We start from the raw sequence: 13,056 nt of genomic DNA, 5'->3' as shown, positions 1-13,056 counted from the left end.
TAATATTACATTTAATTCTTGTTATCTTATCTATATTTTTGTGAAAAAATTAAATATATTTAAAAGAAAGATTGAGATAAAATCCTAAAAGTAAATAACTAATAGTTAAATTTAAGGAGAGAAGCATGCAAATCCCTATCGCTTATGGCAAAGATGACCATATAAATTTAAAAATAGACGAAAAAAATCTACTTGGTGTTTTTGACCCAAACAAAGTCGCTAAATTTGACGAAGCAGCGCTTATCGCAAAGGCTTTAGCAAATCCGATAAACCAAAAGAGCTTTGATGAGTTTATCGCTGGCGATGAAAAGATCGTTATCATCGTAAATGACGGCACAAGACCTACGCCAACGGCTAAAATTTTAAAGCAAATTTATCCAAAGCTTCGCGATAAAAATAAAATTTTCATCATCGCCACTGGCTGTCACAGAGAGGGCACGCTAGATGAATACAATATGATATTTTCTAAAGAAATTTACCCAGAGATTAGAGCTAAAAACGAGGTTCATGACCACGACTCAAAGCACGACGAGATGGTCTTTTTAGGAGAGAGCAAAAACGGCACGCAGATGTATCTAAACAAGATCGTAGCTGAAGCTAAAAAAGTGATCGTTGTAGGTTCGGTCGAACCCCACTATTTCGCAGGCTACACTGGTGGTAGAAAGGCCTTTTTGCCTGGCACCGCGTCGTATGAGAGCATCACGCAAAACCACAAGCTAGCGCTTAGTCCTGATGCTCAGGCACTTCGCCTTGAGGGCAACCCTGTGCATGAAGATATGATCGACGCGATGAAAGTTCTTTCAAATATCGATGTCTTTTCTATACAGACGGTGCTTGATAGCGAGCATGGCGTCTATTACGCGAGTGCTGGCGATCTAAACGATAGCTTTTATGACTGTGTGAAAAAGGCTGATGAGGTATTTTGCGTAAATATCCCACAAAAGGCTGACATCGTGATCTCGGTGGCACCATATCCTATGGATGTCGATCTTTATCAGGCGCAAAAAGCCCTAGATAACGGCAAATTAGCGCTTGCGCAGAATGGAATTTTAATAATGGTCGCAAAATGCCGCACAGGCATCGGTCCAAAACCTTTTTTTGACCTTATGGCATCGGCCGATACGCCAAAAAAAGTGCTAGAAAAGATAAATTCTGGTTTTAAACTTGGCTATCATAAGGCTGCAAAAATGGCTGAAATTTCGCTTTGGGCGCAGACTTGGGCAGTGACTGATCTAAGCGATGATGAGATGAAAGCTGTGCATCTAAAGCCGTATCACGACCTACAAAAGGCCGTAGATGAGGCGCTAGCGCAAAAAGGCAAGGATGCAAAAATAATCATATTGCCGTTTGGCTCTATGACCGTGCCTAAGGTGTGAGTTTGGCTAAAATTTTATACTATGACGCAAGCTCTGGCATTAGTGGCGATATGAATTTAGCCGCTCTTGTCGGGCTTGGGGTGGATTTTAACTATCTTTGCTCTGAGCTAGAGAAGCTAAATTTGAGCGGAGAATTTCGCTTAGAGCAAAAAAACGTAGTAAAAAATGGCATCGCTACGACCAAAATAGACGTCGTCGTTCTACTAAAATCGCAGCCTCACGCTAGGAGTTACGCTGATATCAAGCAAATTTTGGCTAGCTCAAATTTAAGCGAGATTTGCAAGAAAAATGCTGCAGCGATATTTCACGTGATCGCGCAAGCTGAGGCAAAGGTGCATGCAGTTAGCATCGATGAGGTGCATTTTCACGAGGTTGGAGCGGTTGATAGCATAGTAGATGTCGTAGGGGCCGCGATCTGCTTTGAGTATTTATCTAAAAATTTTGGCATTTCTAGGATTGTTAGCTCAAAGATTGAGCTTGGTGGCGGCGTAGTAAATTGCGACCACGGCTATCTTAATGTCCCAGCGCCAGCAGTTTGTGAAATTTTAAAAGATGTGCCAGTTAGTCTTGGGCGAGCAAATTTTGAGATGACTACGCCAACAGGTGCTGCGATACTAAAAGCCTGCACAGATGAGTTTGTGAGTGAGATAAATTTCAAAATAGAAAAAGTAGCTTACGGAGCTGGCGAAAAAAATGCGCCAAATTTTGCAAATGCCCTTCGCGCGATGATCTGCGAGGTAGATGAGAGCCAAAATTTGGTGCAAAAAATGATATCTACAAACATAGACGATATGGACGCAGAAAGCTTTGCCTTTTCATGTGAAATTTTACGTGAAAACGGCGCTCTAGACGTCTTTAGTCACTCTATCTATATGAAAAAAGGGCGCATCGGTTTTGAGCTAAACGTCTTGTGTAAAAGCGAAGATGCGAAAAAGCTAAAAGAGCTTATATTTACGCACACGACGGCCATTGGCGTTCGTGAGATAGATGTCGTAAAAACCGAGCTAAAACGAAAATTTGTAAGTGTTCGCACAAAATTTGGCGATATAAGACTAAAAATTTCAGGCGATGATGAAAGGGTAAAGCCTGAATTTGACGAGTGCAAAAGCGCAGCACTTGCGCATAAAACATCGATATTTCAGGTAAAAAAAGAAATTTTTAAAAAGTATGACGAAATTAGAAATTCTAAAAAATGATATAAAAAAGCTAGGAAATTTAGCCGTTGCATTTAGCGGTGGCGTGGATAGCTCGTTGCTACTAAAGGTCGCTGCGGACGTGCTTGGCGAAAATGCACTAGCACTCACGGTAAAATCGCCCTATATGTCTTTGCGCGAGATAGATGAGGCGGTAGAATTTGCTAAATTTTATGGCATCAGGCATGAGATATTTGAAGTGGGCATTGTTGATGAGATAAAGCTCAATCCGCAAAATCGCTGCTATCTTTGCAAAAAAGTAGTTTTTTCAAGGCTACTTGCTCGTGCAAAAGAGCTTGGATTTACAAATTTGGCTGACGGCACAAACAAGGACGATCTTGGCGAATATCGCCCTGGTTTAAAAGCAAAAGAAGAGCTTGGTGTGCTTTCGCCTCTAATAAATTTACGCAAATTTGAGATCCGCGAGCTCTCGTGCGAGCTAAATTTAGCAACAGCAGACAAGCCAAGCTACGCATGTTTGCTAACTCGTTTGCCACATGAAAAAGAGATAAGCGTGAGCGATCTAAATTTAGTAGAGGCGGCTGAAAATTTACTGATAAAAAGCGGCTACGCAAATGTGCGAGCAAGGCTTGATGGTAGAAAAATGAAGCTGCAAATGCCATTTTCTAGCATGCAAAGCTTTTTGAGCGACGTGAAATTTAAAGCCATCGTTAAAGAGCTAGTCGTACTAGGAGCGACAGAGGTGACGCTTGATCTAAAGGGGTTTAGAGAGGATGTTTTGGCATGAGTGAGGCTGAAATTTTAGAATTTATCGCTGGTATAAAAAACGGCAAGATGAGCGAGCAAGATGCGCTAAAGTATCTAAAAAACTACCCATTTAACGACATCGGATGCGCCAAGATCGACACTCAGCGCGCTTTGCGAAATGGCACTGGTGAGGTGATATACGGGGCAAATAAAACAGATGATGAAATTTTGCAAATCGCTAGTGCGATCGGCGAAAAAAATGAAAATATCCTGATCACAAGAACAAAAGAGAGCGTTTTTAAACGCATGCGTGAGATCTTTCCGCAGGCAAATTTTAACGCTCGTGGCAGGGCGATCAGCGTCAAATTTAAAGAGCCTGCGCCTACAAAAAGCTACATAGCTATCGTCTCTGCTGGCACTGCCGATGGCTCAGTCGTGGAGGAGGCCTACGAGACAGCAAAATTTTTAGGCAATGACGTGAAAAAATTTACCGATGTCGGCGTGGCAGGACTACATAGGCTGGTCGCAAAGCTTGATGAGATACGAGGTGCAAAGGTCGTGATAGCCGTTGCTGGCATGGAGGGCGCACTTGCTAGCGTGTTGGCTGGACTTGTAAGCTCTCCAGTGATCGCAGTGCCTACTAGCGTGGGATATGGGGCAAATTTTGGCGGAGTCGCGGCGCTGCTAGCTATGCTAAATAGCTGTGCAAATGGCATAAGTGTCGTAAATATCGACAACGGATACGGCGCTGCATATAACGCGAGCCTGATAAATCATCTCTAAATTTTAAATAGAATTTGTAAGGGTAAAATTGAGAGAGGATACGAAAAAAGCAATACTTTCGCCTACGGACGCATCTAGAAGTGAGTATTGTTGGGATGCTAGAATGAACTGGGCGATGACGGGTATTGCTATTTTAGCATTTGAAATTTTTATCGCAATTTACGCCAAAGACGGCTTCATACGCTACTATCTAGGCGATGCGCTAGCCGCAGCGATGCTTTATGCATTTGGGCGAGCCGCGTTCAGGCTACCGCCTAAAATTTTAGCGCTCGCGGCCTTCACTTTCTCGCTAGTTATTGAAATCACACAATATTTTAAGGTACTTGAAATTTTAGGCGTTCAAAATTACGCACTATGGATAATTTTTGGTGGAACATTTGATTGGATGGACATTATCTGCTATGCGATAGGCTGCGTTTTAGCTTACGCATCTGAAAATTTCATCGGTAGTGAGCATGCGATCTATAACGAGATACGAATTTTTAGGCGTAAAAGATTACCCAAAAATTTTAATGAAATTTTGCAAAGCGGCGACAATGAGAAGATTAAGGCGGTATTTGAAATTTACGATATAAATGCGACCGACAAAGACGGCAACACGATACTGCATATGCTACATGTAAACAAAGATATCAAGAAAAAAGGTCCAAACTCGCCCTATGCGTATGCGGACGCAAATTTAATCGAATGGATTATTATGCAAGGCGGCGACATAAACGCTAAAAATAAAAAGGGCGAGACGCCACTTAGAAATTTTATGCGGTATGTATATAAAAATTTAAAACCGCATCAAAAGTTAGTAATCGTAGGCAAGCAGGACTATGCCTCTCGGGAATATATAAAACAGGCGGGTGAAGTCGTTAATATCGATTTTGGAATAATGTATAATTATATATATAATCTTCTACCTGAAAAATCGCAAATTTATATTTGGCGTCGCTTTGGCAAAAGGTTGGAATACCTATATGTACCCGAGTATCCAACGGATATGGAAAAATACGATCCGCAAGAATACAGCGAATTTACCTATGATTTTTGGATGAAATTCTTAAGACAAAAAGATAGTGTGCAGTATAAAATGATACATGCGGCTACTAATTTATACTGGTACTGGGACTACAACGGGGAATATGGAAGTTGGATTTTATGGGATGGTGAATATACAGATAAAGCCGCCGCCGAAATTAAAAAATATTTTAAGCTAGGCAATAGGCTCGAAGAGCTAAATGACGACGCGCTTGATGAGATGTTTTATAATTTAAGGACAAGTTGGCATGCTGAAGATGTAGGTAAGCTTAGATACCTATTCGTGCTTTGGTTGCTTAAAAATCCCGAGCCGTTTTTCGAGGACGAAATTTAAAAGGAGAAGCGATGGATAAAGAAAAATCCATAAAAAAGATGACTGGGGTCATGGCAAAATTTGTCGGCTACACGGGCAAAGTGCTGCCTGATGACGTGACTGCGAAGCTACTTGAGCTTAGCGAGCGCGAGACGCAGCCGCTGGCAAAGGAGATCTATAAAACGATGTTTGAAAATCAGCGCCTTGCAAAGGAGCTAAACCGCCCGTCCTGTCAGGATACTGGAGTGATCCAGTTTTTTGTAAGATGTGGCGCAAATTTCCCGCTGATCGGTGAGCTTGAAGAGCTGCTGCGAGAGGCTGTTCTGCAAGCTACTCGTGAAGCTCCGCTTCGTCATAACAGCGTGGAGACATTTGATGAGTATAATACCGGCAAAAACGTCGGCAAGGGCACGCCGAGCGTGTTTTGGGAGATCGTGCCAAATAGCAGCGAGTGCGAGATCCACACATATATGGCTGGTGGCGGCTGTAGTCTGCCTGGCAAAGCGACCGTGCTGATGCCTGGCATGGGCTATGAGGGCGTTGTTAAATTTGTCATGGATATAATGACGAGCTACGGCATAAACGCTTGTCCGCCGCTACTAGTGGGTGTTGGTGTGGGCACTTCGATCGAGGTAGCGTCCTTGCTATCTAAAAAGGCGCTGATGAGGCCTTTGGGCTCTAAAAATCCAAACGAACGAGCCGCACTAACCGAAAAGTTGCTTGAAGATGGCATAAATAAAATCGGTCTTGGTCCTCAAGGCATGAGCGGTGCAAGCTCTGTCATGGGCGTGCATATAGAAAACTGCGCTCGCCACCCAAGCGTCATAGCTGTCGCCGTAAATGTGGGCTGTTGGTCGCACCGTAAAGGGCACATCGTCTGGGATGCAGATCTAAACTTCGACATAAAATCGCACAAGGAGTTCGCGCTATGAGTAAGAAAATTTTAACCACGCCAATAAGCGCCGAGGATCTTTCAAACATCAAAATCGGCGACGTGATCTATCTGACGGGACACATCGTCACCTGCCGCGACGTGCCGCATAGACGCGTAGTGGAGGAGGGTAGGGAGCTGCCACTAGATATCAAAGGTGGTGCGATCTTGCACGCAGGGCCGATCATCAGAAAAACAGAAGATGGCGGTAAGGAGGGCTTTGAAATGGTCTCGGTTGGGCCTACGACTAGCATGAGGATGGAGAAATTTGAACGAGAATTTATCGCAAAAACTGGCGTGCGTCTCATTGTGGGCAAAGGCGGCATGGGGGAAGGCACGATGAGCGGTTGCAAGGAGTTTGGCGCTATTCACTGCGTATTCCCAGCAGGCTGTGCAGTGGTGGTCGCAACGCAGGTTGAAGAGATCGAGAGTGCGGACTGGACGGAGCTTGGTATGCCTGAGACTCTTTGGAAGTGCCGTGTAAAAGAGTTTGGCCCGTTAATAGTCTCGATAGATGCGCACGGAAACAACCTTTTTGAGCAAAATAAGGTTAAATTTAACGAGAAAAAAGACGAGGCTTTGGCTGAAATTTTACCGCAGGTTGGTTTTATAAAGTAGGTAAATTTAGGCTTGATAGCTTATAAATGCGCTTTAAAATTTACGTTAATTTAAAGCGCATTGTTTATCGCAGCTTCTAAAATCTCTCTAGTTTTTGCTGTGTGTTTGGTGCTAAAGACTTACTGTCCCTCTTGCTAACCAAAATTTACCCTACTTTAACTCGCCCCAGTTTTTGGCGATATTTAGTGATGTTTTAAGTGGCACATTTAAGGTGTAAATTTCCTCCATCGTCTTTTGTGTCGCCCTGCCAAATTCCTGCGCAAATTCGTCTTTTACTTCAAAGATCAGCTCGTCATGTATCTGAAGCAACATTTTTGCGTTCTCATCTAAATTTGCTCTAACTTTTACCATAGCCATCTTAACTAGATCTGCTGCTGAGCCTTGAAAGACCGTATTTACCGCCTCGCGCTCAAACATAGCTATTTGCATAGGTGTGGCACTTTTAAAGTCAAAGTAGCGCTTTCTGCCAAGTAGCGTCTGCACAAAGCCGTCGTTTTTGGCTGAAATTTTTATGCTCTCCAAAAACTCTTTGATCGTCTCAAACGCCTTAAAATAGCGCTCTATATACTCTTTTGCCTCGGCTCTTGTGATATTTACTTGATTAGCGAGCTTGCTTGAGCCCATGCCGTAAATGAGGCCAAAATTTATACTCTTTGCCACGGCTCTATTTTGCCCGTCACTGCTACCAAATATGCTAATAGCCGTCCTTGCGTGGATATCCTCGTCATTTTTAAACGCCTCAAGAAGCGCAGGGTCACGGCTAAAGTGAGCTAGCAGCCTAAGCTCGATCTGGCTGTAGTCAAGCCCTACAAAACTATACCCCGCGCGCGCCTCAAAGCACTCTCTGACATCCTTTGCGAGGTTGCCACGAGCCGGGATATTTTGTAAATTTGGATTTTTACTTGAAAGCCTGCCAGTGCTCGTGCCAGTTTGCAAAAAGCTCGTGTAAATTCGCGAACCCTCATCCTTTTTTGCAAGTGCTAAAAGTGGCTCGCAGTAGGTGCTTTGCAGTTTATATAGCTCGCGGTAAGCTAAAATTTTTTCAATCACCGGATGAGCGTCTATGAGCTCAGCTAGCACGCTCTCATCGGTGCTATATCCTGTTTTTGTCTTCTTTTTGGTAGGAAGCTTTAGATGCTCAAAAAGTATAACGCCAAGCTGTTTTACTGAGTTTATATTAAAATTCTCGCCACTTAGCTCGTAAATTTCACTTGTTAGCGCCTTTAGTTTGGTGTCGTTTTCAAGGATGAGCTTTTGCATCTTAGCTTCGTTTATCTTGATGCCGTTTTGCTCCATGTCAAAGAGCGTGAGGATAAAAGGAAACTCGTGCGTATCGGCAAGGGTGAGTAAATTTTTATCAAGCGTGTTTTGAAAAGTTTTATAAAATTTAAGCGTTATCCAAGCGTCCTCAGCGGCGTATTTAGCGGCATTTTCTAGCGGCACATCGCCAAAAGTTTGCCCCTTTTTGACCACATCTTCAAATTTGATCGTGTCGTAGTCATAGAGCCTCTTTGCCAGCGCATCCATGCCAACGCTCGAGTTTGGATCGCTAAGCCACGCAAGTATCATCGTGTCTTTGAAATTTGCAGGAGGGTTTAGCCCAAGGTTATTTTTCACGATCTCAAAGTCATATTTTAAATTTTGTCCGATTACGCAGCCTTTATAAATTTGCCCTACCGCCCAAGTGGCAAATTTTAGGCCTATTTGCTTTGGCGCGCCTAGGTAGTTGTGAGCCACTGGCACGTAGTAGGCGTCCTCGTCATTAAAGCAAAAGCTAAAACCAACGATCTTTGCGCTCTTGCTATCAACGCCCGTGGTCTCGGTGTCAAAGGCGACGATGGTCTCTGGGGTTATGTCGGCAAGCAGTTTCTCAACACTCTCTTCATCAAGTAGTAAATTTGCTCTAAAGCCGAGCTTAAATTCAGCATTTTCCTCTTTTTGCAAGCTCTTAAGAAGCCTGTTTAAATCATACTCTTTTAAAATTTCTGAGATGTTTATCAGAGGATTTTGCTCCGGAAATTTAGAGTGCTCAAGATCAAGTGAAGTGATAGCGTCATCAAAGAGCGTGGCTAGCTTTTTGCTCAAAAAGGCCTCGTCCCTTGCGGCTGCTAGCATATTTTTGGTGCGCTCGTTTCTAATAAGGGCTAAATTTTCATAAATTCCCTCTAAGCTGCCATACTCGGCTAAAAGCTTCTTAGCTCCCACTGCGCCAATACCTTTGACGCCTGGGATGTTGTCTGAGCTGTCGCCAGCGATGGCTAGAAAGTCCCTCACCTGAGCTGGATAGACGCCGTACTTTTCAAAGCAGCTCGCACTATCGTGGTCGATCCTGCTTTGTGGGCTGTAGATGCTCACTTTGCCGTCTTCTATGAGCTGGTAAAGGTCCTTATCATGCGTGACTATTCGCACAAATATATCTTTATCTTTGCAAAATTTAACCGCACTTGCGATGATATCATCGGCCTCGTAGCCCTCGCGGCTAAGGCTGTAAAGTCCCATTTTTTCTATCATATCTATACAAACTGGCAGCTGCTCTTTTAGCTGAGCTGGCGGCTCGCTCCTGTTTGCCTTGTATTCGCCCAAAATTTCATGGCGCAGGGTCTTGCCCTTGCTATCAAGTGCGAAGATGAGGTAGTCGCTTTGGTACTCATCTTTTAGGCTCGCTATGAAATTTGCAAAGCCACTTATCATGCCACTTGGTTTGCCATCTCTGTTTTTAAGCCCGCTCATAGCGTAGTAAAGCCTAAAAAAGAAGCCAAAAGTATCAATAATCGTAAGTGTTTTCATTCTCTATCCTTTTGTGCCATTTTATGAAATTTAGGCAAAAATTTGGCTGATTTTATAAATTTATCAGATGCTAAAAGCAAAGTGAGATTTTAAACGCAAAACAAATTTTAATCATTTAAAAGATATAATCTCGCCTAAAATTCAAACTAAAAAATAGATAAATTTAAGGTAAAAAATGTTTATAGATAGCGTGAAATTAACCCTAAGCTCAGGGCATGGCGGTGCTGGTGCAGTAAGCTTTCGCCGCGAAAAGCACGTCATTTTAGGCGGCCCAGACGGCGGTGACGGCGGTGACGGCGGAGATGTCTATTTTGTCTGCGACAACAACACTCACACACTAGCAAACTACAAGGGCAAAAAGGCGATGAGAGCAAGCGACGGCGAAGCTGGCATGGGCAAAAGAATGACTGGCAAAAAGGGTGAGAGCCTAGAGCTTATCGTGCCACCAGGAACGGCGGTCTATGACGCGCAGACAAACGAGCTGCTTTGCGATATGGTAAATGAGGGGCAAAGGACGCTATTTTTAAAAGGTGGCAAGGGCGGACTTGGAAATTTTCACTTTAAAAACTCTATCAACCAAGCTCCAGAATACGCTCAAAAGGGCATGCCAGAAGAGAGCGTAGAGGTCAGGCTCGAGCTAAAACTGATAGCTGACGTGGGCCTTGTTGGCTTTCCAAATGTCGGTAAATCAACCCTTATCTCAGCCGTCTCAAACGCCAAGCCACAGATCGCAAACTACGAATTTACCACGCTTACGCCAAAGCTCGGACTTGTTGAAGTCGATGAGTTTAGCGGCTTTGTCATGGCTGACATTCCTGGCATCATCGAGGGAGCAAGTGATGGACGCGGCCTTGGCGTGCAGTTTCTAAAGCATATCGAGAGAAATAAAATTTTACTTTTTATGATAGATAGTGCGAACTACAGAAGCATGAGCGAGCAGTTTAGCGTGCTAAAAGAGGAGGTCGCTAAATTTTCAAGTGTGCTTGCCAGCAGGGACTATGCGATCGCTATCACCAGAGTCGATGCGGCAGAAAATTTAGATGAAAATATAAAAGAATTTATGAAAAGCATAAATTTAGAGCCAAATCAAGTTGGTAAATTTGTCTATAAGCAAGACCTATACAGCTTTGACGCCAAAAAACCATACTTTGTTTTGCGGGTCTCATCAGCGACAAACGAGAATATCGACGAGCTTAAATTTGCACTGCTTGAGCTACTAAAAAAAGAGCTTTAAACTTAAAAAATTAAGAAGATAAAATGAAGAAAATTTTTTGCATTATGCTATTTTGTCTTGGTGCATATAGCTGTGATCCAGCGGATCCAATATATATGTTTTTGGATTTTAATGACATAGATCGCGATGGCACGCTAAATTTAGATGAGTGGAGAGCATGTAAGGCGCCACCAGCGCTAAAAATAGCGCCAGATCTATGCACTAGTGATGAATTTAAAAGGCTGGATCTTGATCGTAGTGGCAAAGTTAGCGTTAATGAGCTAAGAAATTTAGTATTGCAAAAGATTAGCTGGCAGAAAGATCCATGCGCCTTCTGGCCTCCAAGTAGGCAAAACGCAGATCAAAATAAAAGTCGTTGAAATTTAAAGGAAAGTGATGAATGTAGTTTTTATGGGGACGCCTGATTATGCTGTCAGGATACTTAGGCACCTAAAAGAGGCTGGCTTTAACATAAAAGCAGTCTTTACCCAGCCTGATAAGCCAGTTGGCAGAAAGCAAATTTTAACCCCAAGCGAGGTTAAAATTTACGCGCAAAATGAGCTAGTAGGCGTGCCAGTCTTTACGCCAAATACGCTAAAAGATGAGGCGGTGGTTGCCGAGCTAAAGGCATTTGAGCCTAAATTTATTGTAGTAGCAGCTTATGGCAAAATTTTGCCTGGGAGTGTGCTTGACGTGGCGACTTGTATAAATTTACACGCCTCGATCTTGCCAAAATATAGAGGTGCTAGCCCCATACAAAGCGCGATCCTAGCGGGTGAGAAGCAAACTGGCGTGACTGCAATGCTAATGGACGCTGGCCTTGATACTGGCGATATGCTGGATTTCATCTACACGCCTTGCGAGAGTAAGATGTCAAGCGAGCTTTTTAGTGAGCTAGGCGAGCTTGGCGGTGAGCTAATCGTAAAAGTGCTAAGAAATTTTGAAAATTTAAAGCCACAAAAGCAAGATGACGCAGAGTCCTCGCACTGCAAAAAGATAAGCAAGAGCGACGGACTTTTTAGCTTTGATGAAGAGGCGGTGCAAATTTATAATAAATTTCGTGCGCTCACACCTTGGCCAGGGCTTTATCTGGCAAGTGGGCTAAAAATTTTATCGCTTGAGCTAAGCGAAAAAAGTGGCAAAAGCGGAGAAATTTTAAGCATAGAAAAGGACCACGTCGTGGTTGCTTGCAAGGGTGGGGCGGTCAAAATTTACGAGCTTCAAGAGCCAAGCAAAAAGCCAACAAACGCAAAAGCATATATAAATGGTAAGCGCCTTAGCGTCGGCGATGAATTAAAATAAATTTAAAGGAGAGGTTATGAAAAATGCGTTAAGTATAGCAGGGGTTGATCCAAGTGGCGGAGCTGGAGTTTTAGCTGATATAAAGGTATTTATAGCACACGGCGTATATGCGATGGGAGCGATCACGGCGGTCACTGCTCAAAATACAAAGGGCATATTTGGCATGCAGTTAGTTGAGCCAAAGCTCATCGAGGATCAGATCAAAGCGATATTTGATGATATAAGAGTTGATGTGATAAAAATAGGCGTTGTCCCAAGCGTTGAGATCATCAAAAGCGTCGCAAAAACGCTAAGAGAGATCAAAAATTTACCACCAGTCGTGCTTGATCCTGTCATGAGCTGTAAAAATGGCGACATCTGGCTAGAGGGCACTGCAAAAGACGCGATCGTGGAGGAGCTTTTCCCACTTGCGAGCGTGATCACGCCAAATATCTTTGAAGCGCGCGAAATTTTAAAGCGTGAGCTAAAGGGCGAGGGCGAGCTAAAAGAGGCTTGCAAGGATCTTTTGAAATTTGGCACAAAAAGCGTCTATCTAAAGTGTGGCGAGATAGAAGGCAAGTCGCTTGATATATTTTATGATGGCAAAGAGTATGAAATTTTTAGCGACGAGCGCATAAAAACGACTGCGACGCATGGCTCAGGCTGCTCGCTATCAAGCGCGATCGCCTCAAATTTAGCAAATGGGCTTAGTCTAAAAGAGAGCGTGAAAAACGCGCATGATTATATCTTTAACGCTATCAAAAACGCGGTCATCATCGGCGGCGGACAAAATCCGGTAAATCACTTCTATAAATTTAAGGTGTGAT

General features: G+C 43.4%; 12 protein-coding genes. 11 read left to right on the top strand and 1 reads right to left on the bottom strand.

All coding sequences use genetic code 11. From position 1 onward, the window contains the following. Nucleotides 1-125: 125 nt before the first annotated feature. The 7 genes from F3G86_RS03795 to ttdB are packed head-to-tail and all read left to right on the top strand — an operon-like array spanning nt 126 to nt 6,948. Complete coding sequence (locus F3G86_RS03795) at nt 126-1,376, top strand: lactate racemase domain-containing protein (RefSeq protein ID WP_149723037.1); 1,251 nt, start codon at nt 126-128, stop codon at nt 1,374-1,376. A 2-nt stretch (nt 1,377-1,378) separates the two neighbouring features. Further along, entirely contained in the window at nt 1,379-2,572 is a 1,194-nt protein-coding gene (gene larC / locus F3G86_RS03790) for a nickel pincer cofactor biosynthesis protein LarC (protein ID WP_149723036.1), read from the top strand. Further along, nucleotides 2,544-3,317 carry an ATP-dependent sacrificial sulfur transferase LarE gene (larE, locus tag F3G86_RS03785; protein WP_149723035.1) on the top strand — a complete coding sequence of 258 codons (774 nt, stop codon included), beginning with the start codon at nt 2,544-2,546 and terminating at the stop codon, nt 3,315-3,317. The genes larC and larE overlap by 29 nt, the downstream gene beginning before the upstream one ends. Beyond that, nucleotides 3,314-4,060 carry a nickel pincer cofactor biosynthesis protein LarB gene (gene larB / locus F3G86_RS03780; RefSeq protein WP_149723034.1) on the top strand — a complete coding sequence of 249 codons (747 nt, stop codon included), beginning with the start codon at nt 3,314-3,316 and terminating at the stop codon, nt 4,058-4,060. The genes larE and larB overlap by 4 nt, the downstream gene beginning before the upstream one ends. A gap of 28 nt (nt 4,061-4,088) precedes the next feature. Further along, nucleotides 4,089-5,420: a ribosomal maturation YjgA family protein gene (locus F3G86_RS03775; protein WP_223228534.1), complete on the top strand. Its 1,332-nt coding sequence runs from the start codon at nt 4,089-4,091 to the stop codon at nt 5,418-5,420. Between the two features lie 11 nt (nt 5,421-5,431). After that, nucleotides 5,432-6,331 (top strand): L(+)-tartrate dehydratase subunit alpha, encoded by a 900-nt coding sequence (gene ttdA, locus F3G86_RS03770; protein ID WP_149700818.1) that lies wholly within the window; start codon nt 5,432-5,434, stop codon nt 6,329-6,331. Beyond that, nucleotides 6,328-6,948 (top strand): L(+)-tartrate dehydratase subunit beta, encoded by a 621-nt coding sequence (gene ttdB / locus F3G86_RS03765; RefSeq protein ID WP_149723033.1) that lies wholly within the window; start codon nt 6,328-6,330, stop codon nt 6,946-6,948. The genes ttdA and ttdB overlap by 4 nt, the downstream gene beginning before the upstream one ends. 150 nt (nt 6,949-7,098) lie before the next feature. Here ttdB and polA read toward each other — a convergent pair whose 3' ends face one another. Continuing rightward, nucleotides 7,099-9,735, bottom strand: a complete 2,637-nt coding sequence (gene polA, locus F3G86_RS03760) for a DNA polymerase I (protein WP_149723032.1) — start codon at nt 9,733-9,735, stop codon at nt 7,099-7,101. A 175-nt stretch (nt 9,736-9,910) separates the two neighbouring features. On the opposite strand from polA, the gene obgE reads away from it, so the two are divergent. From obgE to thiD, 4 genes are read left to right on the top strand one after another with little or no spacing between them, the layout of a single operon-like run. Then, nucleotides 9,911-10,969, top strand: coding sequence for a GTPase ObgE (gene obgE / locus F3G86_RS03755; protein WP_149723031.1), 1,059 nt, complete (start codon nt 9,911-9,913; stop codon nt 10,967-10,969). Nucleotides 10,970-10,992: 23 nt separating this feature from the next. Next, entirely contained in the window at nt 10,993-11,328 is a 336-nt protein-coding gene (locus F3G86_RS03750) for an EF-hand domain-containing protein (RefSeq protein ID WP_149723030.1), read from the top strand. 16 nt (nt 11,329-11,344) lie between these two features. After that, a complete protein-coding gene (fmt, locus tag F3G86_RS03745; RefSeq protein ID WP_149723029.1) occupies nt 11,345-12,250 on the top strand; it encodes a methionyl-tRNA formyltransferase in 906 nt (301 codons plus the stop codon). Between the two features lie 16 nt (nt 12,251-12,266). Continuing rightward, the gene (gene thiD / locus F3G86_RS03740) at nt 12,267-13,055 is read left to right on the top strand and encodes a bifunctional hydroxymethylpyrimidine kinase/phosphomethylpyrimidine kinase (protein ID WP_149723028.1); all 789 of its coding nucleotides are present in this window, start codon (nt 12,267-12,269) and stop codon (nt 13,053-13,055) included. Nucleotide 13,056 lies beyond the last annotated feature (1 nt).

It is taken from the genome of Campylobacter concisus (genome assembly GCF_902460595.1).
GTDB lineage: Bacteria > Campylobacterota > Campylobacteria > Campylobacterales > Campylobacteraceae > Campylobacter_A > Campylobacter_A concisus_BL.
Note: the sequence above shows the minus strand (reverse complement) of the source record. Positions and strands in the feature narration are given on the sequence as shown.